19 protein-coding genes are annotated in these 25,002 nt (G+C 56.1%); 5 read left to right on the top strand and 14 right to left on the bottom strand.

The features are described 5' to 3' along the window. Window positions 1-32: 32 nt before the first annotated feature. The 4 genes from ACORNT_RS04060 to ACORNT_RS04045 all read right to left on the bottom strand — a co-directional run bounded on the left by ACORNT_RS04060 (window position 33) and on the right by ACORNT_RS04045 (window position 9,089). Window positions 33-4,838, bottom strand: a complete 4,806-nt coding sequence (locus ACORNT_RS04060; RefSeq protein ID WP_321395655.1) for an NAD-glutamate dehydrogenase — start codon at window positions 4,836-4,838, stop codon at window positions 33-35. A 102-nt stretch (window positions 4,839-4,940) separates the two neighbouring features. Continuing rightward, window positions 4,941-6,143 (bottom strand): PAS domain-containing protein, encoded by a 1,203-nt coding sequence (locus tag ACORNT_RS04055; RefSeq protein WP_321395652.1) that lies wholly within the window; start codon window positions 6,141-6,143, stop codon window positions 4,941-4,943. A 187-nt stretch (window positions 6,144-6,330) separates the two neighbouring features. Continuing rightward, window positions 6,331-7,704, bottom strand: coding sequence for a sodium-dependent transporter (locus ACORNT_RS04050; RefSeq protein ID WP_321395649.1), 1,374 nt, complete (start codon window positions 7,702-7,704; stop codon window positions 6,331-6,333). A gap of 11 nt (window positions 7,705-7,715) precedes the next feature. Beyond that, window positions 7,716-9,089, bottom strand: a complete 1,374-nt coding sequence (locus ACORNT_RS04045) for a Na+/H+ antiporter NhaC family protein (protein ID WP_321395647.1) — start codon at window positions 9,087-9,089, stop codon at window positions 7,716-7,718. 236 nt (window positions 9,090-9,325) lie between these two features. Here ACORNT_RS04045 and ACORNT_RS04040 point away from each other — a divergent pair, with 236 nt between their 5' ends. Further along, window positions 9,326-11,479 (top strand): hypothetical protein, encoded by a 2,154-nt coding sequence (locus ACORNT_RS04040; protein ID WP_321395644.1) that lies wholly within the window; start codon window positions 9,326-9,328, stop codon window positions 11,477-11,479. Here the strand turns inward: ACORNT_RS04040 and ACORNT_RS04035 are convergent. From ACORNT_RS04035 to ACORNT_RS04020, 4 genes are read right to left on the bottom strand one after another with little or no spacing between them, the layout of a single operon-like run. Continuing rightward, window positions 11,463-12,425: a hypothetical protein gene (locus ACORNT_RS04035; RefSeq protein WP_321395641.1), complete on the bottom strand. Its 963-nt coding sequence runs from the start codon at window positions 12,423-12,425 to the stop codon at window positions 11,463-11,465. The genes ACORNT_RS04040 and ACORNT_RS04035 overlap by 17 nt on opposite strands. Then, window positions 12,422-13,123, bottom strand: coding sequence for a hypothetical protein (locus tag ACORNT_RS04030; RefSeq protein WP_321395638.1), 702 nt, complete (start codon window positions 13,121-13,123; stop codon window positions 12,422-12,424). Before ACORNT_RS04030 ends, ACORNT_RS04035 begins: the two co-directional genes overlap by 4 nt. Next, entirely contained in the window at window positions 13,120-14,304 is a 1,185-nt protein-coding gene (locus ACORNT_RS04025) for a glycosyltransferase (protein ID WP_321395635.1), read from the bottom strand. Before ACORNT_RS04025 ends, ACORNT_RS04030 begins: the two co-directional genes overlap by 4 nt. Then, on the bottom strand, window positions 14,301-15,560 hold the full coding sequence (locus ACORNT_RS04020; RefSeq protein ID WP_321395632.1) for a glycosyltransferase family 1 protein: 1,260 nt from the start codon (window positions 15,558-15,560) through the stop codon (window positions 14,301-14,303). The genes ACORNT_RS04025 and ACORNT_RS04020 overlap by 4 nt, the downstream gene beginning before the upstream one ends. Window positions 15,561-15,987: 427 nt before the next feature. Here ACORNT_RS04020 and ACORNT_RS04015 point away from each other — a divergent pair, with 427 nt between their 5' ends. From ACORNT_RS04015 to napH, 3 genes are all read left to right on the top strand, one after another. Next, window positions 15,988-17,787 (top strand): phosphoenolpyruvate carboxykinase (GTP), encoded by a 1,800-nt coding sequence (locus ACORNT_RS04015; protein WP_321395629.1) that lies wholly within the window; start codon window positions 15,988-15,990, stop codon window positions 17,785-17,787. A gap of 143 nt (window positions 17,788-17,930) precedes the next feature. Next, window positions 17,931-18,566, top strand: coding sequence for a MauM/NapG family ferredoxin-type protein (locus ACORNT_RS04010; protein WP_321395626.1), 636 nt, complete (start codon window positions 17,931-17,933; stop codon window positions 18,564-18,566). Then, window positions 18,559-19,419: a quinol dehydrogenase ferredoxin subunit NapH gene (gene napH / locus ACORNT_RS04005; RefSeq protein ID WP_321395623.1), complete on the top strand. Its 861-nt coding sequence runs from the start codon at window positions 18,559-18,561 to the stop codon at window positions 19,417-19,419. Before ACORNT_RS04010 ends, napH begins: the two co-directional genes overlap by 8 nt. On the opposite strand, the gene ACORNT_RS04000 is transcribed toward napH, so the two are convergent. After that, window positions 19,382-19,546: a hypothetical protein gene (locus ACORNT_RS04000; RefSeq protein WP_321395621.1), complete on the bottom strand. Its 165-nt coding sequence runs from the start codon at window positions 19,544-19,546 to the stop codon at window positions 19,382-19,384. The two genes, napH and ACORNT_RS04000, sit on opposite strands and share 38 nt — an antisense overlap. A 26-nt stretch (window positions 19,547-19,572) precedes the next feature. Beyond that, a complete protein-coding gene (locus ACORNT_RS03995) occupies window positions 19,573-20,154 on the bottom strand; it encodes a UbiX family flavin prenyltransferase (RefSeq protein ID WP_321395618.1) in 582 nt (193 codons plus the stop codon). A gap of 108 nt (window positions 20,155-20,262) precedes the next feature. Between ACORNT_RS03995 and ACORNT_RS03990 the strand changes: the two genes are divergently transcribed. After that, window positions 20,263-21,021: an SDR family NAD(P)-dependent oxidoreductase gene (locus tag ACORNT_RS03990; RefSeq protein WP_321395615.1), complete on the top strand. Its 759-nt coding sequence runs from the start codon at window positions 20,263-20,265 to the stop codon at window positions 21,019-21,021. Here ACORNT_RS03990 and ACORNT_RS03985 read toward each other — a convergent pair. From ACORNT_RS03985 to ACORNT_RS03970, 4 genes are read right to left on the bottom strand one after another with little or no spacing between them, the layout of a single operon-like run. Continuing rightward, on the bottom strand, window positions 21,018-21,485 hold the full coding sequence (locus ACORNT_RS03985; RefSeq protein ID WP_321395612.1) for a DUF3833 family protein: 468 nt from the start codon (window positions 21,483-21,485) through the stop codon (window positions 21,018-21,020). The genes ACORNT_RS03990 and ACORNT_RS03985 overlap by 4 nt on opposite strands. 29 nt (window positions 21,486-21,514) lie before the next feature. Next, window positions 21,515-22,750: a cyclopropane-fatty-acyl-phospholipid synthase family protein gene (locus tag ACORNT_RS03980; RefSeq protein ID WP_321395611.1), complete on the bottom strand. Its 1,236-nt coding sequence runs from the start codon at window positions 22,748-22,750 to the stop codon at window positions 21,515-21,517. After that, window positions 22,747-23,544: a DUF1365 domain-containing protein gene (locus ACORNT_RS03975; protein WP_321395608.1), complete on the bottom strand. Its 798-nt coding sequence runs from the start codon at window positions 23,542-23,544 to the stop codon at window positions 22,747-22,749. Before ACORNT_RS03975 ends, ACORNT_RS03980 begins: the two co-directional genes overlap by 4 nt. Continuing rightward, window positions 23,541-24,932: an NAD(P)/FAD-dependent oxidoreductase gene (locus ACORNT_RS03970; RefSeq protein ID WP_321395605.1), complete on the bottom strand. Its 1,392-nt coding sequence runs from the start codon at window positions 24,930-24,932 to the stop codon at window positions 23,541-23,543. The genes ACORNT_RS03975 and ACORNT_RS03970 overlap by 4 nt, the downstream gene beginning before the upstream one ends. Between the last annotated feature and the right edge of the window lie 70 nt (window positions 24,933-25,002).

Here is a 25,002-nt window from a genome sequence, read left to right as displayed (position 1 = left end):
AGGCGGCCTTTTTTGTGTCTGGTAGTCGGTTCCTAGCTCACCACATTCCTGATCTGGCGGGCGGCAAAGCCCAGCTTGGTGACATTGATCTGGCCGGACAGCTGGAACTCGCGGATCAGCTTCTGGATCCGGGCGGTTGAGGTCTCGGACTCCGTCAGCCACTCCTTGGCAGCCGCCAGGGAAGAACGGTTCTTGCTTTCATGCAGGGTGCGACGGGTCAGAAGCTTCTGCTGGTCGAGCAGGTCGCTGACCACGCTCTTCACCGCCAGACGGTCCCAATGGTCGCTGGTTTCCGCCATTTCCGCCTGGTCGCGCAGCCAGTCAAAGCCCATTTCATCTCCCAGCATAAAGTAGGCTTTGGCCACATCCACCACATCGCGCTTCTGTTCGTGGGCGACCTGGACGATATCGCAGGCGGCCACTTTCATTTCCAGATTGCTGATATGGGTGGCCAGGTCTTCGCTGACGCTCTGTTCGCAATACATGGCGATTTTGGCCTTCAGGCTTTCCTCGTGGGAGGTCTGGACAACGATCGGCATGTCAAAGAGCTTTTTGATGCCCGGCTGATACTGTTTGATGATTTCCTGGATGGGCTGCTTCGGATCGGAATTATTCAGGAACCAGATGGTCTGACGACGGGCGAATTCCTCCACATCCATCAGCAGCAGGATCTGAATGGTGGCCGGCACCATATAGTCCAGACCTTCAATTTTGCTCCACAGGCTTTCGAGGTCGAAAACTTCCCGGCTGATGATGCTGGCGCGGGCGATTTCCGCCGGCGAGGCGCCGGTTTCTTCCTTGATGTCGTGGATGCCGCCCCGGTTGACAATGTCGTTACACAGGACCTTGGCGATGATTTCCCGGCGCAGGCGATGATTGCCGATGGCTTCGCTGTAGTTTTTCCCGAGCCGTTCCGGGAAAGAAATTTTCAGATATTTTTCCAGATAAGGATCATTCAGGAAGTCGCTGGCCAGCAGTTCGTCATAGAGCCACATTTTGGCATAGGCGATCAGCACGGAGATTTCCGGGCGGGTCAGGCCGGTGTCTTTTTCTTCCCGTTCGATCAGTTCATCGTCGCCGGGCAGGAATTCCAGTTCCCGGTCCAGATGGGCTTCTTTCTCCAGATCATCCATATAACGGACAAAACTGTCCAGCTCCCGGATGCTGGCGGCCCGGGCCACACTGATGGCCTGGGTCTGGAGATAGTTGTCCCGCAGAACAATTTCCCCCACGTCGTCGGTCATGTCTTCGAGCAGCTTGTCCCGCTGTTTGCGGGTCAGGTGGCCGTCGGACACAATGCTGTTGAGCAGGATTTTGATGTTCACCTCATTGTCGGAACAATCCACGCCGGCGGAATTATCCACTGCGTCCGTATTGAGCATGCCGCCTTTCAGGGCAAATTCGATACGACCGAGCTGGGTGCAGCCCAGGTTCCCGCCTTCGCCGATGACCTTGCAGTTCAGGTCATGGCCGTTGATGCGAATGGCATCATTGCCGCGGTCGCCGACCTGGCCGTTGCTTTCGTGGCTGGACTTCACATAAGTGCCGATCCCGCCGAACCACAGAAGGTCCACATGGGATTTGAGGATATAGCGGATCAGCTCGTTGGGGGTGATATTCTTCAGGTCGGCGGGAATGTCGAGAAGCTTGGCAATTTCCCGGCTGACGCTGATGGATTTGGCTCGACGGCTGAAGATACCGCCGCCCTTCGAGATGAGGTCCTTGTTGTAATCTTCCCAGCTCGAGCGGGGAAGATCGAACAGCCGTGCCCGTTCCGCATAGCTTTTGGCCGGATCCGGGGTCGGATCGATGAAGATATCCCGGTGGTCGAAGGCGGCGACCAGCTTGACGGCTTCGGAACAGAGCAGGCCGTTACCGAACACGTCCCCGGACATGTCACCAATGCCGGCGACGCTGATGGAATCGGTCTGGACATTGATGCCTTTTTCCCGGAAATGCCGTTGCACGGAAACCCAGGCGCCGCGGGCAGTAATGCCCATTTTCTTATGGTCATAGCCCTGTGAGCCGCCGGAGGCAAAGGCATCATCCAGCCAGAAACCGTAATCCTGGGCCAGGCCGTTGGCGATATCCGAGAAGGTCGCCGTGCCCTTGTCGGCGGCAACCACCAGATAGGGATCATCATTGTCGCGCCGGACAACTTCCTGCGGAGGAATAACATCCGATACATGAAGGTTGTCGGTAATATCCAGCAGGCCGGAAATAAAAATTTTATAGCAGGTGATGCCCTCGTCGAGAATTTCTTCCCGGCTGCCGTTTTCAGGCAGCTGTTTGGGCACAAAGCCGCCCTTGGCGCCGACCGGCACGATGACGGTATTTTTCACCTGCTGGGCTTTGACCAGACCCAGGACCTCGGTGCGGTAATCTTCCCGCCGGTCGGACCAGCGCAACCCGCCGCGGGCCACCGGCCCGAACCTGAGGTGCACCCCTTCCACCCGGGGCGAGTAGACAAAAATTTCCGCAAAGGGTTTGGGCTTGGGCGCCTCGCGGATTTCCCGGCTGTTGATTTTGACGGAAACATAGGACTTGTGCTGACCGTCCACATCCTTCTGGTAAAAGTTTGTCCGCAGGGTGGAACTGATCACATTGAGATAGCTGCGCAGCATGCGGTCCTGGTCCAGGCTGTCCACCTGTTCCAGAAGATCCCGGATCCGGGTTTCGAGACGGACCCGCTCTGCTTCCCGGTCGGTTCTTTCATCCAGATCCGTGCGGAAGCTGACTTCAAACAGTTCCGCCAGATTGTTGGCGATTTCTGCGTGCTGGGTCAGCGTATCCTGCATGTAGCGCTGGCTGTAAGACAGGGAAAGTTGTCTCAGATACTTGCTGTAGGTGCGCAGGATCAGGACCTGCCGCCAATTGAGGCCGGCCCTCAGCACAAGCTTGTTAAAGCCGTCATTGTCAATGCGGCCGAGCCAGACCATGCGCAGGGTATCCTCCATCCGGTCCTTGATTTCAGACAGGTCGGTCCAGCGGCGGTGCACATCTTCCAAGTAAAAATCATGGATCACATGCAGGACATTCTCGTTTTTCTCCGGCACATTCAGGTCGAAAGCCATTTCCTCGATGACTCTCAGGCCCATATTCTCCAGCATGGGCAGGCAGTCGCTCAGCGCAATGGTCTGGTGGCTGGTATAGATCTTGAGCCGGATGATATGATCCGGATCCTCGGCTATACGAAACAGGTTAAACTGGATATTGCTGCATTCCGGCAGAAGCTCGAGTTTTTCCACATCGGTGACGGCAAAGCGCGGATCAAAACATTCCTTGTAGGCGGAGTTGAAGGATCTGCTGTATTTATTGAACAGTTGATTGCCCTTTTCCTCACCCCAGCGTTCGGTCAGCACTTCCTGCAGATAGTCGTTCCAGCGCTGGGCGACTTCCTCGATCCGGCGGTTGATATCTTCAGGATCGGGGTTTGGTACATTGCCCGGCTTGGTCCGGATAATGAAATGCCAGCGGGCGGACCGGTCGTTGCTGAGCTGGGCATAGCGGGAGGACAGTTCACCGTTATAGGCATCGCAGAGGATGGTCTCGATCTTGCCGCGCAGGGTGGAATCGTAAATTTCCCGGGGAACAAAGACCAGCGCCGAGACATAGCGCTCGAACTTGTCCTTGCGGATGAAAGCACGGCATTTGGGGCGCACATGCAGATGCAGGATACCCATGGCTGTTTCAAACAGCTGGTCCTCATCGATCTGGAACAGTTCGTCCCGGGGCAGGGTTTCCAGGATATGCAGCATGCTTCGCGCATTGTGGCTGCCTTCGTGGAAACCGGACCGGGTGATGATATTTTCCACCTTGCGACCGAGATAGGGAACGGAGCGGGCCCGTTCAATATAGGAATCCGAGGTAAACAGGCCGACAAAACGGGCTTCGCGGATGACCTTGCCTTTTTTATCATATTTCTTGAAACCGATATAGTCCAGATGGACCACCCGGTGCACCAGGGATTTCACATTGGCCTTGGTGACCAGCATCACCTGCGGCTGGTCCATAAAATGTTCGATTTCCGGATTGACGGGCACCAGTCCCTCCGGACCGCGTAGCACATAAACGTCCGGATCCCTCAGGATTCCGAAGCCCGGCTCATCGTCAGCACTGGTTTTTTTCGAGCCGTGCACATATTCCCGGTAGCCGAGAAAAGTAAAATTGTCGTTGACCAGCCAGCGCATGAAATTCTGGGCTTCTTCCACTTCACTGCGCGGCACGGACTTGGGGGCCTGATCCAGGTTTTCGATCATGTCCTGCATTTTGCCGAGAATGGGCTTCCAGTCGGCGATGGCCGTAGTGACGAAATTCATCACCTGCAGAAGCTTTTGTTCCAGCGCCTTCAGCTGCTCCGGGTCGGTCATGGCGGTGACTTCGATGTGCATCATGGACTCGACAATCTGTTTGCCGCCGCGGTCGATCCGAGCGTTTTCGCTATTGCGCCTGATTTTCAGGATTGGATGCAGCAACATATGAAGGTCGCAGCCTTCCTCCAGCAGATTGAAAGTGATCGAATCCAGCAGGAAGGGCATGTCGTCATTGATGATCTGAACGACAGTATGGGAAGATTGCCAGCCGTGTTCTTCGAGGGTGGTATTGAAGACCCTGAGTTTGGTGGTCCCGGGTTCCCGGTCCTCACCATATTTCCACAGCGACAGGGCAATGCCGTAAAGCTCGTCAACCGGGCGGTTGATCAGGTCGTCGGGGGAAGCATTTTCGTAGAGTTGCCGAACAAATTCCGGAAAGCCGGCCTGTTCGATATTTTTCATCCGGTCCGTGGCGAAACTGACGACGGACTCAATGCGGTTGTCTTTTTGTGCCCAGCTGTTCACAATCAATCCTCTTGATCTTACCGGTCTCTCTTTCGGCGTCAGGAATCGGAAATGATCCCGAACAGGTGCCGGAGCCGGTTGTTAATTCTGTAAAAAGAAAAATCAGTGCTGGTCTCTGGCCACTCGCTTCAGAATGGACGAAAGAATCCGTTCATCTTCTCCGAGCAATTTGATGACCTCCACAGACGTTCCTTTTCGCTTACCCAATATCAAACAAATTTCTTCTTTTTCCGGATCCGCCTGATCTTCTGTCAGAAAATTCTCTGTCAGGTCGAAGCCGGTTATTATCGGCATGTTTTTAACTATTTTTTCGGCCTCTTCAAGTGAATTCTTTGCGGTTTCACCGGGGCCATGACCGGCTGTTTCCCGCCGTGCCCGGACACACCCCTTGATGCCGCCTTTGAAGCTTTCCAGAAAAGCCTGTAACGTTGCACCGGTCTGTCCGTTTTTCAGAGCGTGATCAAGGGCTGCGGCATATTCCGTCAGCCGTGTTTTGTCGTAATCTGCGCCGAAACAAAGTTTCAGCACCGGCGTGATCGGGGCCCGTTTCTGGACCTTCAGGCCTTCCTGTTGCAACAGCTGGTGATAGTCGTCCGGAGCGGCGCCGGTATCGATGTAAAAGTCAAGGATGGCGGCCAGTGCGCGGTACAGGGATTTCCGGGACCGGCTGTCGCTGGCACTCTCCCCCTGGATCAGCCGGCGGCATTCCTGCATCTGCTGGTCGAGCGGCACGGCCGGACGGGATGATGGTTGCTCGATTTCGGTCGGGGTGTCTTCTGTCGGGAAGTTCTCAGCCGGGCTGTCTTCTGCTGGGGCAGCAATATGTTCCGACGGTTCCTCAAGCGGCAGGTCTTTTTCAAGAACCCAGCGTACGGCGCCAAGGATGAAATTAATTTCTTCGCCGCCATCGCTAAAAGGCAACAGAATTCCCCGGTACAGGGCGCGTTCCTTTTCCTTGTTGACGAATTCCGCTTCAAAGGAAATTGGCGTGCGGTTAGCAAAAACCTCCAGATAGTGGTCGGTGATGCGGCTGATCATTGTCCGGCGCGGAATATCGCTTAAATTTTTGCCGGTCAGATCCTCTTCCAGATCTTCCTTCAGGGCATGGCCGATGACCTGCAGGGTTGGTTCCTGGTTCCGGTCGCGAATATCGATAAGAACCATCTGGTCCTTGTAGGGGGCAATATCGGAGGGGGCCAATTCACGCAGTGACGGCATTTCCCGCTCACCGGCCAGCTTTTCCCACTGATCATAGAGCTGAAAAGTGATGCGTCTTTCCTGGCCTGAGGTATTTACTGGGTTCATGGGATCTGCAACCGGTTTATTTTTTTGGCGTCCGAGCCGAGTTATCACCCTCTTTGTCGTTCATACTATATGTATGAGCCAACTTTTCAAGGAGTCTGTTTGTTATCAGACAATTATAGCGGGAAAGTGTAAATATCCGGTGAATCGGACAACTTTCCGGAGGGAAGGCCCTCATAGCTTCCGTCAACTAGCCGGTCACCTGGTTGACCAGGATGACCGCAATGGCCACCGGGGCGACAAAGCGCACCAGTGTCCGCCACAGGGAAAACAGAAGATCTGACCTGATCGCAAGCTGTTCTTTCATCAACTGGCTGGACACGAACCAGCTGACAAAGATTGCCATCAGCAGGGCATTCAGCGGCAGGAAGATGTTGGCGACAAAGAAGTCGGTCACATCAAAGATATTCTTGCCTTCGAAAAAAGCGAAGAAACCGAGCGGATGGAAGTCTTTCCATTCATTGAAGGCGCCGACCATCAACAGACCGACGGCCCAGCACACAAGACCCACCAGCCAGCTCATCCGCCGCCGGGGCAGTCCCTTGTCCTCAAGCCAGGCAATGCAGGGCTCCAGCATGGCGATGGAGGAGGTAAAGGCGGCAAAAGACAACAGCAGGAAAAACAGGACGGCGATGACTGCGCCGCCGGGCATCTGGCTGAAGGCCAGCGGCAGGGTCACAAACATCATGCCCGGATCGCCGGTCAGCGGCATGTCAAAGCCGAACACGATGGGGAAAATGGCGAGACTGGCCAGCAGCGCCACGGCCGTGTCCGATCCGGCAATGATAAAAGCGGCCCGCGGCAGTCTGATCCCGTCGGGCAGGTAGGCGCCGTAAGTGATCAGGGCGCCGACCCCGACCGCCAGTGAGAAAAAGGCCTGGCCGAGCGCGGCCAGGACCGCCTTGCCATCAAGTTTTGAAAAATCAGCAGAAAAGAGAAACTCTATGGTCCGGGTGGCATCGCCGATTATCATGTCATAGATCGCCAGGAACAGGATGATCAGGAAAAGCGACGGCATCATGAATTTGATGGTGGTTTCCAGCCCGTGACGAACGCCGCTTGAGACCACAAGGACGATACCAAGGATATAGAGACTGTGCCACAAAGTGAGTTCGCCAAAAGAGCCCAGGTGATTGCCGAAGATGGCTCCGAAACCGGCCGCATCTGTCTGGTTAAGGACGCCGGTCGCGGCCTTGAACACATAGGCCATGGACCAGCCGGCGACGACGCTGTAATAGGTCAGCGCCAACAAGGGCACCAGGATGCTGAACCAGCCGATGATCTTCCAGAAACTGTGTAGCCGGTTTTCCCGGATCAGCTTCTGCAGGGTGCCAAGGGCGCCCATTTTGCCATGTTGCCCCAGCGCGAGCTCGGCCATGATCAGCGGCAGGCCGATGACAAAGATGAACAGCAGGTACAACAGGACGAAGGCGCCGCCGCCATATTCGCCAGTGACAAAGGGAAAACGCCAGATGTTGCCCAAGCCAACCGCGGCGCCGATGGCGGCCATCAGGAAGGTTGTTCGGGAGGACCATTTTTCATGGGAGAAAGTTGTCTCGGACATATGCGGAGCCTTCAGGTTATCAGTATCAAACTGGCAAGAATATAAAGGACGAAGGTCAGGCCGCCCGCCAACAGGGCGTAGGGCAGCTGGGTTCTGACATGTTCCAGCAGATCACAGCCGGCAGCAATGGAGGAGACGGCGGTGGTATCGGATATGGGGGAGCAATGATCGCCGAAGACGCCGCCGCCGAGGATTGCCGACAGGACCAGGGACGGTGGCAGGCCGAGGGTCTGGATCAGCGGCATGCCGATGGGAATCATCAGGGCAAAAGTGCCCCAGCTGGTGCCGGTTGTAAAGCTGATCAGGGCGCCGGCGAGGAACAGCATGGGTACAATCAGGACAACGGGAACATGTTCCCCGGCCAGCCCGGCAATAAAGGCTCCGGTGCCCAGAAGTTTCAGGCTGGCGCCGAGCGCCAGGGAAAACAGCACGATCAGAACCAGTTGGAGAAGCTCGCCCATGCCCTCAAAGCCGATTTTCACCAGGTCATGGTGGCTGAAACGGCGGCTCATGAGCATCATCAGATAGGCGACAAGGGTGGCCAGGAAGGTGGCATAAAGGATCGATTTGGCGCCGTCGCCCCCGGTGAGTTTGCCATTCCCGGTCCAGTACATGAAGGCAAAGATACCGCCAATCAGGACGACCAGCGGGATCACCATATAGCGGGCCCGGGTGGCGGCGAACTCGGGCATGGCTTCCGTTTCCTCGGCGGCCTTGAGGTCGGCACGGGCCATGGGGCCATGTACCCGGTCGCGCAACACCGTATAGAAAACGATCGCCAAGGTGACGAGCGCATAAAAGTTCAGCGGCACGGAACCGATCAGGACACTCACCGGCTGGTCGATGTCATAGGCGCTGACCAGGCCGAGCACATAGGCGCCCCAGGCATTGAACATGATCAGGATACAGATCGGGGCGCTTGTGCTGTCGATGATATAGGCAAGCCGGGCCCGGCTCATGCCGAATTTGTCAAACAGTCCCCGCGACAGAATGCCGGCGGTGAGTACGCTGAGGTTGGATTCGATAAACAGGATCACGCCGGTCAGGGTGGTCATCAGGCCGACCCGCCGGCGGCTTCCGGCAAGACCGCTATGAACCAGCCTTTCCACCAGTGCCGTGACCCCGCCCGAATGGCGAAGATAGGCGAGAAAGGCGCCGATCAGCAGGCTGAACATCAGGATCCGGGCATTGCCGGCATTCTGGAAGACGGCGATGATCCGTTCAATGCTGAACAGAAACCCCATGAAAGGGGCATGTATGCCGGTCGAGGCCTGCAGCAGGGTTTCGGAACAGAAAATAGCCAGGAACAGGGCAAGGATCACTTCCCGGCGCCACAGGACAACGACAATGGCAACCAGCGGCGGCAGGACAGAAAGCCATTCCATGATAATTCCCCGAACAGACTGTTTTTCATTTATTATTTGATCGCCGCAGTATGAAAGAGTGTGCAGAAACGGTCAAGTGGCACCTTTGATTTCGTGAAAAGGCCTTCTGACAAAGAGTTAATGAAAATAATCTTGGTGTCGGGGCCGGTCCCTGTACTAAACTGTGGGGACAGACAGGGGAGCAGGAGGCGGCTAATCAGCCGCATCAGAAATAATGAGGCACGGGAGGCCTACGGATGATTTTTTTCTCAAATAAAAACAGACCATTTCATTACGGTCCCTATGCCCTGGAACGCCTGCCGCGAGACGAAGCAAGGATTTTTCACGAGCATGACGCACCCCGGCGGCAGAGGCCGGAAAGGAAAACGGCCGCGGGAAACAGCCTGACCCATGCCATACAAAAATATCACGATCTTTTCTCCGGCTTTCAGCAGCGCCCGCCGGCGGCAAAAAAAGCGCCCCTGCCCGATGATCCCCGCAAGCTGGTGGCGGATATCAAGGGCGGCGGATATTTTCTTGATGCCAGCCATATGGGCATTTGCGAGATCAGTGAAAATTGCTGGTATGAGGGGGCGGAAATCCTGCCCCACAGCCACGCCATTGTGGTGCTGGTCAAATATGGCCGCACCCCTGAAGAGGGAACCATCGCCCGGGACTGGGTAGCCGGAAATGAACATGCCGCTGCGACGCTCAGGGCGCTGGAAATTGCCGTCTGTCTGGCCGGGCAGATCAATGTCTACGGCTGGAATGCCCGGGTTCATGACGAGCAGGGGGATGTAGACCCCGACCGGCTGGCAGTTCTGGCCGGGCTGGTGGTGCGCCGGGACGGGAAAGTTTCCAGTCCGTGGCTGGGGGAGAAATTCGCCCTGGCTGTGGTGACCACGGACTACGGATTGACCCCGGATATGCCGCTGGCGGACCGGGCCCTGAAAAACGCCCGTGGCCTTGGGTATTTTCTGGGTGTTGGCGGTGCGGTGCCGGGCATCGAATGGGACCGGCGGCAAAAGCGGGCGAGCCATATGAGCATCTATCCCATGGAAGACGTGCAGCGGGTCGAGGAGCCGACAACCCTGATTCTGGAAGATGAAATCCCGCGGGTGCCGAAACGGGCGGCCTTTTTCGAACGCGCCCTGCGCGGCGATCTTGGTGACAAGGCGCAACGGGAGCGCGCCCGTTTTGCCTTCAAGCAGCCTCTGGCCTGGTCCATGCTGGGGCCCATCGGCAGCATGGTGCCCCTGCAGGAGGGCCCGGTGGCGGAGCAAAAACCGGCACGTTGTGAAGATCCGCTTCAGAACAGTATGGCCCTTAAGTCCCTGGCCTATTTCCTCGGCGCTGATCTGGTCGGTATCTGTGAGGTCCCGAGGTACGCCTGGTTTTCCCACAAGGAGGACGGCCGGGAGATCGCGCCCTATCATAAATATGCGGTGGTGATGCTGATCGATCAGGGTTATGAGACTATGGAAGGGGCCTCGGGCGATGATTTTATGTCCGGGCCCCAGTCCATGCGCGGCTATATGCGCGGGGCGGAAATCTCCGGCGTGATGGCCGATCACCTGCGCAGCAACGGCTTTCCCGCCCGTCCCCAGACCAATGCGGATTCAGACGTGCTGCATATTCCCCTGATTCTCCAGGCGGGGCTCGGGGAGCTGAGCCGTATCGGTGAACTGGTGCTCAATCCCTTTGTCGGACCGCGCTTCAAGTCGGTGGTGATGACCACGGATATGCCTTTGCGCGTGGACAAGCCAATTGATTTCGGGCTGCAGACCTTTTGTCAAAGTTGTTTCAAATGTGCCCGCGAATGTCCTTGTGACGCCATTCCCTGGGGCGACAAGGTGATGTTTAACGGCTATGAAATGTGGAAAATCGATGCCGAGCGCTGCACCCGCTACCGGCTGACCAACCAGCGCGGCGCCGCCTGCGGCCGCTGTATGAAAACCTGTCCGCTGAACAAGGTGGTGACCTGGGAAGGGGATCTTCTGACCCGCATTGCCAGCTGGCTGGGTATTCATGCCAAACCCTTAAAACCGCTTATGGCGCCGGTGGCGGCCAGAATGGATGACCTGCTGGGCCACGGGAAACGAAATCCTGTAAAGAAATGGTGGATCGATCTGGAGGTCCGGGACGAAGTCGCCATCATCCCGCCCAAGGGAGTCAATGAACGCGATCTGGATGTGGGCCGTAAGCTTGACCCGGCCAAGCAGAAAATTGCCTACTATACAGCCGACATGATGCCGCCGCCTGATCAGTTCGATGCTCCCTTCCCGGTCGACCGCAAGGCCGCCCTGGCCGCGGCGGACAAGCTGGAAACGGTGGCCGGGGCACGGGCGCGAAAGGCTAAAGGCGGTCCAAAGCCGACCCATTATGAACCCTGGATCAGGAAGACCGACTAAGCGCGACGGGTCTGAAGTTGCCGAAGGAGGTCACTGCATAAAGCAGCAGGTTAAGGCATTGCCCCAGCGCGCCGGCGGTAACGAACATGCCGGCGACCCGGGCTTCCGGCGCCTCGACGAAACCGGTCATCGACAGGCAGACCCCCAGAAAGATCAGGTCTGAATTGGGCAGGAAGGGGATCCGCGTGAGGACCATCTGGGCGGTGATCAGCAGCACCCAGGTGGTGACAGGGACTTCAGGCAGGACCAGCGACCATTGCAGGATCTGCAGACCGAGTACCAGAAACAGCCGGCTGACGTGCACGGCCAGAACTTTCTGCACGATCGCTTTTGGCAGGGCCAGGATATGCCGCCGGAAGCGGATCACTACCGGCACCAGAATGACGGTAATCACCGCCGCCAGCAGAAGATAGCTGGAGACCGAAGGGTCGGCGTTGGTGATGACTTTTATCTGGCCGGTCAGGAAAAAGACCGTCAGCAGGAACACCGTCATGCTGTTGGAGGTCAGGGCCGAGAGGATATTGTTGTCCTTGACGGTGGAGAAAATTTCCTTCTGCGACAGGGGCAGGCGTGGAATGGCCCAGAAACAGAGGTAGGCTTCACCGGAATAACCCATGACTCCGGTGTTGAAAATTTTCTTGCGGATAAAAACCGGAAAACAACGCCACAGGCCCACCTTCCAGATGATCCTGTAAATGATCAGCTCGCTGGCCGGCTGGCACAGATAAATGATGAAGAATAACATATAAAAGGCGGGATGCGACGGCAGGGAGTCCCTGATCTCGGTCCAGCCGATCTGTTCTACCCGGTGAATCAGATAGAGGAAGATCAGGCCGGTGATGATCCACTGCAGGATCTTCAGGGCCCGCCGGACAGCAGGATTTTGCAGTCCTGTGCGCAGGTTTTGCGCCAGTTTCTTAAATCCTGTGAGTCGTTCCCTGTTCATCGATTCTGGCCGAGGTCCGCAGATTTGAGGGTCAGCTGTTTGTCGTGCAGGACAAAGGCGTCATCGGTGGAAATCAGGAACTTTTCCAGCAACGGTGCGGCGCCAACCCGTAAAATTTCCTTTTTCAGAAGCTGGATATGATCGCGGTACTGACGGAACAGTCCCTCCCACAGCACATTCTGGTTGCGGGGATGACGATCGGCCAGATGGGACAACTCTCCCCGGGCCAGCTCAAGCCAGCGGGTGAAAAATTCCTCGCCCGGCTTGTTGTTTCGGATGATGCAGAAACCGGCGTTGGGCAGGAAAAGGGTGCCATATTTCAGGGCGCCCCGCAGATTGAGCGGCAGGGCAAGACCGAGGTAAGTGGAAATGTCGGCCGGAAAATAAATGTCCTTTGCCGGGTAACGCTCCAGAATATCCTCGAACCGGAACTCCGGGCGGATGATAATGCTGTCCGCATCCACCTTGACCAGCCAGTCTGCATCACTTTCCCCAAACCGCCGGCGCATCATCTCGATCATGCTCCAGTTGATGTGCATGTCGGGCACAAGCTGTTTGTCGCAGACAATGAAATTATAGCCATGGCGCTCACAATAGGCGCGCCAGTTTCTTTTGGTTTCGTTGGCGTAATAATCAATATTTGGCGTGGCCAGCATCAGAACGTCTATCTTCAGCGGCCGGGGGGTCTGGTCAGTCATTTTTCAGCTGTTCTTTTATTCTTTTCAAGCAGTGTTTCATAATGGGCAAAAAGCCGCCTGAAATGTTCCGTAGGTGTAATAACCTTCCTGCCGGACGCTTCACAGGCGGCGCGCTGCATCTTTTCGGGGTTCCTCAAAAGGAAACGTTGCAGGGCGTCGGCGCAGTCGGTGCTGTCTCCGGCCTTGTAGAGTTCGGCGTAGCCCGTTTCCGCCAGCTCGGCGGCTCCGCCAAGATCCGGCACCACCAGCGGCAGGCCGGCGCAGAGCCCCTCGGCAATAACCAAACCGTAGGTCTCGGCGGCGCTGCCGTGCAGCATGCCGTCGGCGCTGGCCAGAATGGCGGCCAGACGGTCCCGGTCTTTTTCGAAACCGGCGACGAAAGATCCCGTATGACGCCGGGCCAGCCGGTCGACAGATTGCCGGGACGGGCCGTTGCCGATCAGATAGAGTCCGGCCGGGCGCACCCGGTTGACCTTGTCGATGGCTTTGATCATGCAGCCGATCCGCTTTTCCGGATGATGGCGGCTGACGGAGACAAACAGTTTGCCGTCCGGATCGGTGATACCGCATTTCTGCAGCAGTTCCTGGCGCAGCTCCTCTGACCGTTTCTCCGGGGAGAAGGCGGTGCCGTCGATTCCCAGGGGAATGGCGTGGGCATTGTCCAGTCCGAATTTCTTCAGTCTCTGGGCCAGCCAGTCGCCGGCGACAATGGTGGTGTCAAAATGGCGGCCGAGCTTGCGAAGGTAGGCCCAGAACCAGAAAAACATCCGGTCAATTGTTTCGGAGCCGAAAAGACCGTCCAGGAAAGTATGAGGATAGACGGCGACCGGGTCCTGGTGGAAGAAAAAGGACTTCACAGTTTCACCCGGCCATTTGGCGGCGATCCAGCCGCCCCGCCAGGGAGAAGAGCCTTCAACAACATCAGGCTGTTCCCGGTCCAGTATCCGGAATACCTCGTCCGATTTCCAGAACAGGTGGTAGCGTTTATCCACCGGGATGGGCGGTGCCTCAACCCAGATGATGCGTCCGCCGGGTCGCTCTTCTTCGCGGTTTTCAGGGCCGGGCGCGATGATGACACAGTCATGACCGAGCTCTGCTGCCGCCTGCAGCTTCTGATGGATATAGGTGCGTACACCGCCGCCCTGTTCGCTGTAGAACTCGGCAATATCCACAAGCTTCATGAGCCGAGGCTTCCCGGCAGGGGATCTGCCACAATCGGGATTGCCGGGATCACCTGGTCCCGGGTTTCGTCGGGCAGATCGAGGATCTCGATATAGTGGCCGAGCAGGGTCTGCATGATATTCTCCCAGTCAAACCGCAAGGCATTGACCCGGGCTGCAAGGCGCATGACAGTCCGCAGGTTAGGAGAGCTGATTAGCCTTTCGGCTGCGTCGACATACGCTTCCCGGTCTGCCGGGTCAATCAGGTAGCCGGTTTCTCCTTCCTTCACCAGACAGCGACTGCCAGTGGCATCAGCGCATATTGCCGGCAGGCCACAGGCCATGGCCTCCAGAGTGACATTGCCGAAAGCTTCTGTGATGCTGGGATTGAAGAATATATCCGAGGACGCATAGGCCCTGGCCAACTCTTCCTTGTGCAGGAAGCCGGTAAATATGGCGTTCGGCATCATCTTTTCCAGTTTTTGCCGGGCCGGGCCGTCGCCGACAATCAGGATACGGTGGGCGAGGCCGCGTCGGTCAAGGCGTTCTGAAAAATCAGCCAGCACATCAAGTCCTTTTTCCAGCACCAGACGTCCGACAAAGGAGATGACCACTTCATCGTTCTGGATATCCAGCGACTGCCGCCAGTTCAGGTCCCGTTTTTCCGGGTTAAACAGGTTGGTGTCGACCCCGCGGCTCCAGATCCGGATATCACGGGCAAGGTCGTTTTCCCGCAGAATTTCGCCGACAGAGTCGGCCGGCACGTACACATGATCGCAACGCTGATAGAAATGTCTGAGATATTTCAACAGGTATTTTTCCGCCCAGCCGAAACCGTAATACTGCAGGTAGGTTTCATAACGGGTATGAAACGAGGCCACGACCGGCAAGCCGTGTTCCCGGCCGTATTTCTGGGCGGCATAGCCCAGAAAGTCCGGCGCGGACAGATGGATGATATCCGGCTCAAAGTCGTCCAGGCGCTGGCGGATGGATTTTGTCAGTCCAAGGGCAATCCGGTATTCCCTGCGGCCCGGTACCGGGATCGAGGGAACCGAAACCAGGGTGCCGGCATAATCCCGTATGGCCGGGGTGTCGGTGGTGGGGGAAAAGACCAGCACCTCAAAACCCTTGCGTTCCAGATAGGCAACCAGACGATTGAGCGCGAGGGCGGCGCCGTCCTTGATATAATTGTAATTGCCGGAGAAGAGCGCCACCTTCCGGCGGCGACGGCTGCGGTGGTTTCCGGTGAATATCGGGTCCTGAAAATTCCGGTTCATGGGGTGCCTCGGCCACTTTGATGTTCTCAGGCTATCGGTAGAACGGCAATGTGAAACAAATATGATAGTTCCCGCTGTTTTCCGGTGTAACGGTTACGCCGGTCAGGCCCGTTCTGCAAAGCTGGGGATGATGCAGGGTTTTTGCGCAGACTCTTCCTTGACATATAGTCTGGGCATGGCTTAGAAGTTCGTTAGTATATATAATCAGTTTCTATATCAGAGATAAGCCGGGATGTTCCATCGGGAAGGAACAAGAACAATCGGCGCTAAGATATGAAATATATATGTAGCAATGGGAGACATGACGGGCCGCCTGACCGGTTCGCGTGGTTGGCTGATTGGAAGTTTTTGCGACCAGCTTCTCCCTTAATTTTTTTATAGAGAATTAAACAAGAAATTCTTTTCCAATTTGTAGGGAATCGGACGAATGAATTTAAATGTACCTGAAAATGTGAAAAACCAGGCCCTGATTTCATGGGTTGAGGAACTGGCTAACCTGTGTGAGCCTAAAGACGTCTATTGGTGTGACGGTTCCCAGGAAGAATATGACAGACTGTGCCAGGAACTGGTTGATCAGGGCGTATTTATCAAATTGAATGAAGAAAAACGGCCGGGATCCTTCCTGTGTCGCTCCGACCCCCGCGATGTGGCCCGTGTGGAAGACCGCACCTTCATCGCCAGCGAAAAAGCGGAAGACGCCGGTCCGACCAATAACTGGCGTGAGCCCGATGAACTGCGGGCCGAAATGGAAGGTTTCTACAAGGGCTGCATGCATGGCCGTACCATGTATGTCATTCCCTTCAGCATGGGGCCGCTGGGGTCCGACATTGCCCAGATCGGCGTACAGCTGACGGATTCTCCCTATGCAACGGTCAACATGAAAATCATGGCCCGCATCGGTAGCAAGGTTCTTGATGTTCTCGGCAACAACAATTTCATCCGCTGTCTTCATTCTGTCGGCCATCCGCTGGAAGAAGGTCAGGAAGATGTGGCCTGGCCCTGTGACCCGGACAACCGCTATATCACCCACTTCCCGGAAACTCGCGAAGTCTGGTCCTATGGTTCAGGCTACGGCGGTAACGCCCTGCTGGGTAAGAAATGTGTGGCGCTTCGTATTGCCTCTGTGATGGCCCGTGACGAAGGCTGGCTGGCTGAACATATGCTGATCGTCGGCATCGAAAATCCACAAGGCGAAAAAACCTATGTGACCGGCGCCTTCCCGAGCGCCTGCGGCAAGACTAACCTGGCCATGCTGATCCCCCCGAAGGGATACGAAGGCTGGAAAGTCTGGACTGTCGGTGACGATATTGCCTGGATCAAGCCCAAGGAAGATGGCCGTCTGTATGCCATCAATCCGGAAGCCGGTTTCTTCGGCGTGGCGCCGGGGACGTCCTATAAATCCAACCCCGCCGCCATGGACACCATTTCTTCAAATACCATCTTCACCAATGTGGCGCTGACCGATGACGGCGACGTCTGGTGGGAAGGCATGGGCGATGCCCCGGCTCACCTGATCGACTGGCAGGGTAATGACTGGACCCCAGGGTGCGGCCGTCCGGCGGCGCACCCCAATGCCCGCTTTACCGCCCCGGCCAGCCAGTGCCCGAGCATTGATCCGGCCTGGGAAGATCCCAAGGGTGTGCCGATCGACGCCTTTATTTTCGGCGGTCGCCTGAGCACAAACTTTCCGCTGGTATACGAAGCCTCAAACTGGGAACAGGGTGTCTATATGGCGGCGACCATGGGCTCGGAAGCCACAGCGGCGGCAGATAACCAGGCGGCTATCCGCCGCGACCCGATGGCCATGCTGCCGTTCTGCGGCTACAATATGGGTGACTACTGGAACCACTGGCTCAGCATGAAAGACAAGGCCACTCATCTGCCGAAAATCTTCCGGGTCAACTGGTTCCGCAAGGACGAGAGCGGCAAATTCCTGTGGCCCGGGTTCGGCCAGAACATGCGTGTTCTGGAGTGGATCGTTGGCCGCATCAAGCAGGAAAAGAATGCCGAAACCGGCCCACTTGGCGATATCCCGTCTTTCGGCGACCTCAACTGGACCGGCCTTGATTTCGGTGAGGACAGCTTCAGCAAGCTGATGGCGTTCGAGCTGGCTGGGCTGGAAAAGGAAGTGGAGGACGTGATCAGCCATTTCGAAAAAATGGGCGACAGCCTTCCGGAAGCCCTGGAAGCAGAACGTCAACAGGCCAAACAGCGTCTCAGCGCCTGAGCGATACTGCTTAAAGAATAAAAAAAGGCCCCCGGAAATCCGGGGGCCTTTTTTTATGTTTCTTCCACTTAGAAATTATATTAGGACGATCGTACTAAATTGTGGTAGGATCATCTTCCGGGATGATTGGATCAGGGTATATCGTGAGACGGCGGAATTTTCTCAAATCAATCCTGGCGCTTGCCGGGACGGCTGGTTCCATTGGTGTGGCGCTTGGGGCTTACTTGAAAAGCAGCGTGGTGCGGGCCGCAACAGCGATCCGTCCACCCGGGGCGCTTGGCGAAAAGCTGTTCCGCGGTGCCTGTGTGCATTGCGGACTATGTGTCGAAGCCTGTCCCTATGGCATTCTGAAGCTTGCGACGCTGGAAGAACCGGTTGCGACCGGAACGCCCTATTTCACGGCCCGGGACAACCCCTGTGAAATGTGTGTGGACATTCCCTGTGTGAAGGCCTGTCCCACCGGCGCCCTCAATCACGGTCTGACGGACATTCGCGAAGCGCGCATGGGACTGGCGGTCTTTACGGGCGCGGAAACCTGTTACGCCATGCAGGGTACGGCTTGCAGATCCTGTTATATGGCCTGTCCCTTGAAAAACGACGCAATTACCATGACCCAGTTTACGCGGGGAAAAAAAACGGTCTTCCAGCCGACGGTTCATGCCTCGGCCTGTACCGGTTGCGGAAAATGTGAAGAAGCCTGTATCACCCCGGCGGCGTCCATCAAGGTTCTGCCACTGGCTATGGCGCGGAAAGACAGCGGGGTGGATGTCCATGGCTAACCGCGTTTTGGCACTGATGAAACGGAACCGATGGTTACTAGTCCGGCGCTTCAGTCAGGCTGCCATTCTTGGGCTGTTTCTGGCGGGCCCCTATGCCGGACTGTGGATCCTGCAGGGTAATCTGGCGTCAAGCCGGTTCCTGGATTTGATTAGCCTCAGTGATCCCTTCATTTCCCTGCAGTCACTGGCCGCCGGTCATGCAGTGGCGGCGACGGCCCTGTGGGGAGCGCTCGTTATCGGCCTGTTTTATCTGATTTTTGGTGGCCGCAGTTTCTGCGCCTGGGTATGTCCCGTGAATCCGGTAACTGACGGGGCGGCCTGGCTCAGGGACAAGGCGGGGATCAAGACTTCTGTTCGGCTGGATCACCGAATTCGCTTCGCGCTGATCCCGGTTTTGCTTTTGCTTTCCTATGTGATTGGGGAAATCGCCTTCGAGGCGGTAAACCCTATCACCATTCTGCACCGGGGCCTCCTGTTCGGGCTGGGGACCGGCTGGCTGGTGATTTTGCTGATCTTCCTGTTTGATCTTTTTGTAGTCAAACATGGTTGGTGCGGCCATCTGTGCCCGGTCGGGGCTTTTTACGGGTTGGTCGGGCGATATTCCCCGCTCACGGTCAGGGCCAAAAATCGTCAGGCATGTGACCGCTGCGGGGATTGTTTTAATGTATGTCCGGAGCCGCAAATTCTGGCACCGGCCCTTTTCCCTGAAAAGCCGGAAGTCTCATCAACGGTCAACCAGGTCGATTGCCTCCGGTGCGGGCGCTGCCTGGATGTATGCCATGTGGATGTCTTTGCCTTTTCAGCGCCGGGTCTGCTTAATCGTTCCGACCAACATTCCGGACCGCCGAAATGAACATGGACGTGAAGGCGATTACACTCAGGATCAGACCACAGCCCATAAGCCAGGCGAAACTATAGTAGCGCCGGCCTTCAGGCTCCTGGGTTTCCAGGATCGTTGCCCCTGCTGTTTCTTTTGTCATGATATTCCCCCAAGTCATTGAATTCGTCAGTTTGTGGCTGGCCCCTGCCAGCGGGTGACCAGACCGGTGTCCAGATCAAACAGGTCGAGAACCCGGCCGACCGAATGGTCAATGATGTCGTTAATGGTTTTGGGACTTGTATAAAAAGCCGGCATAGGCGGGGCGATAACAGCGCCCAGCTGGCAGGCTTCATACATCAGTTTGCAATGGCCCAGGTGCAGCGGAGTCTCGCGCGGCATGATCACCAGCCGGCGCTGTTCTTTTAAAATGACGTCGGCCGCCCGGGTCAGCAGGCTGTCGGCCCGGGAATGGACGATATCCGACAGGGTTTTCATGGCGCAGGCGGCGACAATCATGCCGTCGGCCTTGAAAGAACCGCTGGCGATGCTGGCGGCCAGGTTGCCGTCCTTGTGCACCACATCGGCCAGCGCTTCCACGTCCTTCACCTCATAGTCGGTTTCCAGACCGATATTCATGCGTCCGGTGGTGCTCATCACCAGATGGCTTTCCACATGGTCAAGTTCCCGCAAAGCTTCCAGCAGCCGGATGCCGTAGATGACACCGCTGGCGCCGGCGATACCGATGATCAGTTTTATTTTCTGTTCCATGCTTCAGCCTTACACCCTCCCCCGTTCCAATGCAACACAGCAAGCGGGCGAAAAAAGATAATCTTCACAGGCTTTTTTTACGTATCAGAAAGCGGAAAGGATTTTCTGATGGTAATCTGGATTACAGGGGCAGGCAGTGGATTGGGGCGGGAACTTGCCCGCCAGTATGCCGCCTTGGGGCACGAAGTGGCAGTATCGGCACGTACGTCCGAGAATCTCCAGTCCCTGGCCCGGGAATGTGAGGCCATGCCGGGCAATATTCATGCCTATCCCTGTGATGTGACGGTTCTTGATAGTGTGAAGTATGCGTTCCACTGGATCACGGACGACATCGGTGTGCCCGACAAAGTTATTTTCAATGCCGGCACGCATATCCCGAGCCCACTGGACCAGTTTGACCATAAAATTCATCGGAGCCTGATGGAAGTCAATTACATGGGGGTTGTGAACGGACTTGAAACTGTCCTGCCGCAGTTGCGTGAAAGGGGATCGGGTCAGATCATCCTGGTGGCGTCCCTTGCGGCCTATCGCGGGTTGCCCTATGCGGGGGCTTATGGGGCGTCAAAGGCGGCCCTGATTAATCTGGCGGAATCCCTGAAGCCGGAAATGGAACGATCCGGGCTGGATCTCAGGCTGGTTAACCCCGGCTTTGTACGCACACAGCTTACCGACCTTAATGAGTTTGACATGCCGTTCCTGATGGAGGTGGACCAGGCGGCACACGCCATGATCCGGGGGCTGGAGGGGAGCCGTTTCGAGATTGTCTTTCCCCGCCGTCTCGGCATTGTCATGTCTCTGTTGAAAGGGCTGCCGGACCGTTTTTTCTTTGCTCTTGGCAGGCAAATGCTGCGAAAAGAACAGGATTAACCGGTCTGTTTTTCAAAACACAGGAATACGGTGCCGATATGGAAACCCCAGCGATAGGCCCGGGCCTTGTTAAGCAGGCGGCGTTCATCCATCAGGAACATGTGGTCGTCGAACCGGACGATCCACTGTTTTTTTCCCACATCAAGTCGGAAATTGTAGGTCCAGTGGAAGTGATGACCATCGGTCCTTCCGGACGCTTCGCCTATGACCGCGTCCGACGTGGCCATATAGTCATTTTCAGACATTTTGTGAAATATCCAGTCCCGCCGGTCCGTTTTTCCGTCCCTGTAGGTGAACTCTTCTGTCAATAAAAGCTTGTTGTTGCGCACTTCACCAAAGGTATGACCGTGAAATTCGTTTCGCACCCGGCCGAAACGGTCCTCGAAAATCCCCCGGGCGATAGTGGTGCCCGAGAAAAACTCTTCAAGCTTCAGGGGTGGATAGTGGTTCGTATTGTCCGACAAAGCCCTGTTCCTATTGACCATCACATTCATCAGTCATCCTTTCCGAGAATAAAATGGGATACATCGATGGTGTTACGACGGAAGCCGGCCTCGCAATAACACAGGTAATAATGCCACATGCGCCTGAAGCTTTCCGGATAGCCCAGAGCGGAGATTTCTTCCTGCCGGGCGAGAAAACCGTCCCGCCAGTGTTTCAGGGTTTCAGCGTAGTCATGACCGTAATCCCTGCGGCCCATCAGATTGAAACCATGGTCACCGGCAAGACTGATGAATCTTTCCGGCGATGGCAGAAGGCCACCGGGGAAGATATATTTCTGAATGAAATCGCTGCCTCGCCGATAATCTTCAAACCGGCTATCGGCAATGGTAATGACCTGAAGGGCGATACGACCGCCTTTCTTCAGCAGGTACGCAAGCTGGTCAAAATAAATTGGCCAATGTTCTTCACCGACAGCCTCAAACATTTCGATGGAGACAATATGATCGAATTGACCGCGGATATCCCGGTAATCCTCGAATCGGAACTGGCACAGGTCCTCAAGACCGGCTCTTTTTACCCGTTCCCTGGCCCAGGCAAGCTGTTCACGAGACAACGTGACACCGGTGACGCGGCAGCCATAGGTGCGGGCGGCAAATTCCGCGAAACCGCCCCATCCGCACCCGATTTCCAGGACATGGTCACCCGGCTCAAGGTTCAGGCTTTCAGCCAGCCGGCGATATTTCTCCTCCTGCGCCTTTTCCAGGGTATCGCGTGTGTCTGTGAAGCAGGCGGCTGAATAGGTCATGCTCTTGTCCAGCCACAGGGCATAGAAATCATTGCCCAGATCATAGTGATAGGCAATATTCCGGCGGCTTCCGGATTTGCTGTTGCGTCTGGCCAGATGCAGCAGCCTGTTCCACAGACGATACAGGCGGTGGCCCTGCAGGCGGTGTTTCAGATGATCAAGATTGCCGGCCAGAAGGTCAAGCAGACCGGGCAGGTCCGGGCTGTCCCAGTCGCCGTCCATATAGGCTTCGGCAAATCCCATCGCACCGCCTTGCAGAATCCGCCGGAGGGCACGATAATTCTTTAATTCCAGAACGGCAGAGGGGTTCTGGTTCTGGATACCCTCGAGCAGTAGTTTCCTGCCGCCTGGAAATATGATCGTCAGGCGACCGCTGTGCAGGGCAGGAGCAAGATGCCTGAAAAAGCGACGGGCCAGGAACGGGAGGCCCCCCGGAACTGTATCCGCCTTGTTGGGCAGGGTGTTTGCATTGCTGCTCATGAATAGACTCCATGATTCCTGGGGCGCGGGTCGTCCGCGGTTGAAGAATGTTCTTCGGGCGGCACAGGGCGCCTGAAAACTTTTTGTCCCTTAATCCAGAGCTTCAGGGCCTGCCAGTGAATGGCGCCGATCACTTTAAGGGTCATCCACGGCATGCCAAGCGCCACCCGAACCATTTGTCGCTGCCCGAGGGTTATTTTCCTGCCATGCAGGGAGGCATAAAACAAGAGGTTGCTGTCTGGATCGAGGTAGCGAATGCCGAGACCAATCTTTCCATCGGGCAATCTGTTACGGAACTGATAAGTGCCGCTATTGTCGAAAAAAGGGGACACATGGAGCAGCTTTTGGCAGTGGTGTCGATGCCTCGGGGCGTCTTTTTCCAAAAGGACGACATAACTGTGACGGTCGCCGAAAGTGTTGTTGACCTCGTAGATTACAGCGACGGCTTGCCGTTGGTTATCGAAGCAGTAATAGATGGAAATAGGATTAAAGACATAACCCCAGATTCGAGGCATGGTCAGGAGCAATATTCTGTCAGCAGAGACCGGCAGTCCCGATTGTTTCAGCAGGTGCTGGATATGTTGTTTCAGTGGTTTTTCTGTGCCGCTGCCATAGTCTTTGTCATGGAAACTGACCAGGTTCGGTCGGTTATGGGAAAACAGAGCAAAGCGGTGGTCCAGTGTTTCGAGTTCGTCCAGGTCGAACAGGAAATAAAATCCGCTGTAACGGAACTCATGCCGCCGGGGCAGATGCCGCAGGTGAAGGACACTGGTCTTGTAGAGGCAGCTGATCATAAGGCCACGGCTTCCCGATCAGGGGAGGTCAGTTCCTCGGCAAGCCCGATGCGGCTATTCTGGTTCGGCCGCCACCAGGGACGCGGGACGCCGCTCAGAAGTTCCGCCACGGCAAGGCCGGACTGCAGACCGTCCTCGTGGAAGCCGGCACCGAAATATGCGCCGCAAAACCAGGTATTTTGCTGGCCTTGGATTGACCAGAGCCGTTTCTGGTTGTCCAGGGCGCGCTGGTCGAAAAGCGGATGCCGGTAACTGATTTTCCGGTGTGTAAGCCCCGCCTGGATTTCCCGATCCGGGTTCAGCGTGACCAGTACCGGCCGGTCTGTGGGGAGGGATTGCAGCTTGTTCATCCAGTAGGTTACACACAGGGAGGAACCGTCACGATTTGCGCGTGAGCCGAGATAATTCCAGCTTGCCCACGCGGCCTGGCGTTTCGGCATCAGCGACAGATCACTGTGCACCCAGACGTCATTATCCTGGTAGGAGAAGGCGGAAAGAATGTCCCGTTCCTGTGGCGTGGCGTCCTGCAGAAGGGCAAGGCTGTCGTCGGCATGGCCGGCCATGATGACGTGGTCAAAGATTTCATCGCCGCGATCGGAACAGACAAGAACCTTGTTGCCGAGCCGGCGAATTTTCCGGACAGGCGTGTTGAGATACAGGTTATTGCTGAAAGGCTTGATAATCCTGTTGATATATTCGCGGCTGCCGCCTTTTACCGTTCGCCATTCAGGGCGGTTGCTGAGCTGGGTCAGGCCGTGGTTCTGGAAAAAGGACAGGAACGCCTGCAGCGGGTAGTTAAGAATATCCTCGCTGGTGCAGGACCAGATGGCGGCGCCCATGGGCGCCAGATGGTAATTGATAAAACTATCGCTGAAATTCTCTTTCTTGAGAAAAGTACCGAGAGAAATCTGCTGATAGTCGTCCAGTTTCATATAGTCGGAACAGTGCCGGTAAAATTTCAGTATATCCCGGGTCATGCGCCAGAATTGGGGACGCATCAGGTTTTTTTTCTGGGCCAAAAGCCCGGTGAGCCCGGTGCCGGAATATTCCATCCAGCCGTCATCGAGGGAGACGGAAAAGGACATTTCTGTCGGTTCGGTTGGCACGTCGAGTATATCAAAAAGGGCTACCAGGTTCGGATAATTCTGCGGATTATAGACAATGAAACCGGTATCTACCGGGAACGACATATGCCCTAGTTCAAGATCAATGGTATTGCTGTGGCCGCCTATATAGTCATTTTTTTCAAACAGGCTGACATGATGAATTCGGGACAGCATCCAGGCGCTGGCCAGGCCTGAAATGCCGCTCCCGACGACAGCAATTTTCTGTTGTCGATCGCCACCGGCAGGCGGAAAGGGAAAGTTCATTCTTGGTGTTAGGTACATTTCATTCTGACCTGACAATCATTGAAGTTATTTCTGATACGGGATAGGCTGGCGACTGGATTTATTTTTC

This window comes from Emcibacter sp., assembly GCF_963675455.1.
GTDB lineage: Bacteria > Pseudomonadota > Alphaproteobacteria > Sphingomonadales > Emcibacteraceae > Emcibacter.
Note: the sequence above shows the minus strand (reverse complement) of the source record. Positions and strands in the feature narration are given on the sequence as shown.

What these genes read in the sequence shown, in the direction of transcription:
- ACORNT_RS04055 (WP_321395652.1), bottom strand. Translation starts at nt 6,143, where the DNA reads ATGAACCCAGTAAATACCTCAGGCCAGGAAAGACGCATCACTTTTCAG.
- ACORNT_RS04050 (WP_321395649.1), bottom strand. Translation starts at nt 7,704, where the DNA reads ATGTCCGAGACAACTTTCTCCCATGAAAAATGGTCCTCCCGAACAACC.
- ACORNT_RS04045 (WP_321395647.1), bottom strand. Translation starts at nt 9,089, where the DNA reads ATGGAATGGCTTTCTGTCCTGCCGCCGCTGGTTGCCATTGTCGTTGTC.
- ACORNT_RS04040 (WP_321395644.1), top strand. Translation starts at nt 9,326, where the DNA reads ATGATTTTTTTCTCAAATAAAAACAGACCATTTCATTACGGTCCCTAT.
- ACORNT_RS04035 (WP_321395641.1), bottom strand. Translation starts at nt 12,425, where the DNA reads ATGAACAGGGAACGACTCACAGGATTTAAGAAACTGGCGCAAAACCTG.
- ACORNT_RS04030 (WP_321395638.1), bottom strand. Translation starts at nt 13,123, where the DNA reads ATGACTGACCAGACCCCCCGGCCGCTGAAGATAGACGTTCTGATGCTG.
- ACORNT_RS04025 (WP_321395635.1), bottom strand. Translation starts at nt 14,304, where the DNA reads ATGAAGCTTGTGGATATTGCCGAGTTCTACAGCGAACAGGGCGGCGGT.
- ACORNT_RS04020 (WP_321395632.1), bottom strand. Translation starts at nt 15,560, where the DNA reads ATGAACCGGAATTTTCAGGACCCGATATTCACCGGAAACCACCGCAGC.
- ACORNT_RS04015 (WP_321395629.1), top strand. Translation starts at nt 15,988, where the DNA reads ATGAATTTAAATGTACCTGAAAATGTGAAAAACCAGGCCCTGATTTCA.
- napH (WP_321395623.1), top strand. Translation starts at nt 18,559, where the DNA reads ATGGCTAACCGCGTTTTGGCACTGATGAAACGGAACCGATGGTTACTA.
- ACORNT_RS04000 (WP_321395621.1), bottom strand. Translation starts at nt 19,546, where the DNA reads ATGACAAAAGAAACAGCAGGGGCAACGATCCTGGAAACCCAGGAGCCT.
- ACORNT_RS03995 (WP_321395618.1), bottom strand. Translation starts at nt 20,154, where the DNA reads ATGGAACAGAAAATAAAACTGATCATCGGTATCGCCGGCGCCAGCGGT.
- ACORNT_RS03990 (WP_321395615.1), top strand. Translation starts at nt 20,263, where the DNA reads ATGGTAATCTGGATTACAGGGGCAGGCAGTGGATTGGGGCGGGAACTT.
- ACORNT_RS03980 (WP_321395611.1), bottom strand. Translation starts at nt 22,750, where the DNA reads ATGAGCAGCAATGCAAACACCCTGCCCAACAAGGCGGATACAGTTCCG.
- ACORNT_RS03975 (WP_321395608.1), bottom strand. Translation starts at nt 23,544, where the DNA reads ATGATCAGCTGCCTCTACAAGACCAGTGTCCTTCACCTGCGGCATCTG.
- ACORNT_RS03970 (WP_321395605.1), bottom strand. Translation starts at nt 24,932, where the DNA reads ATGTACCTAACACCAAGAATGAACTTTCCCTTTCCGCCTGCCGGTGGC.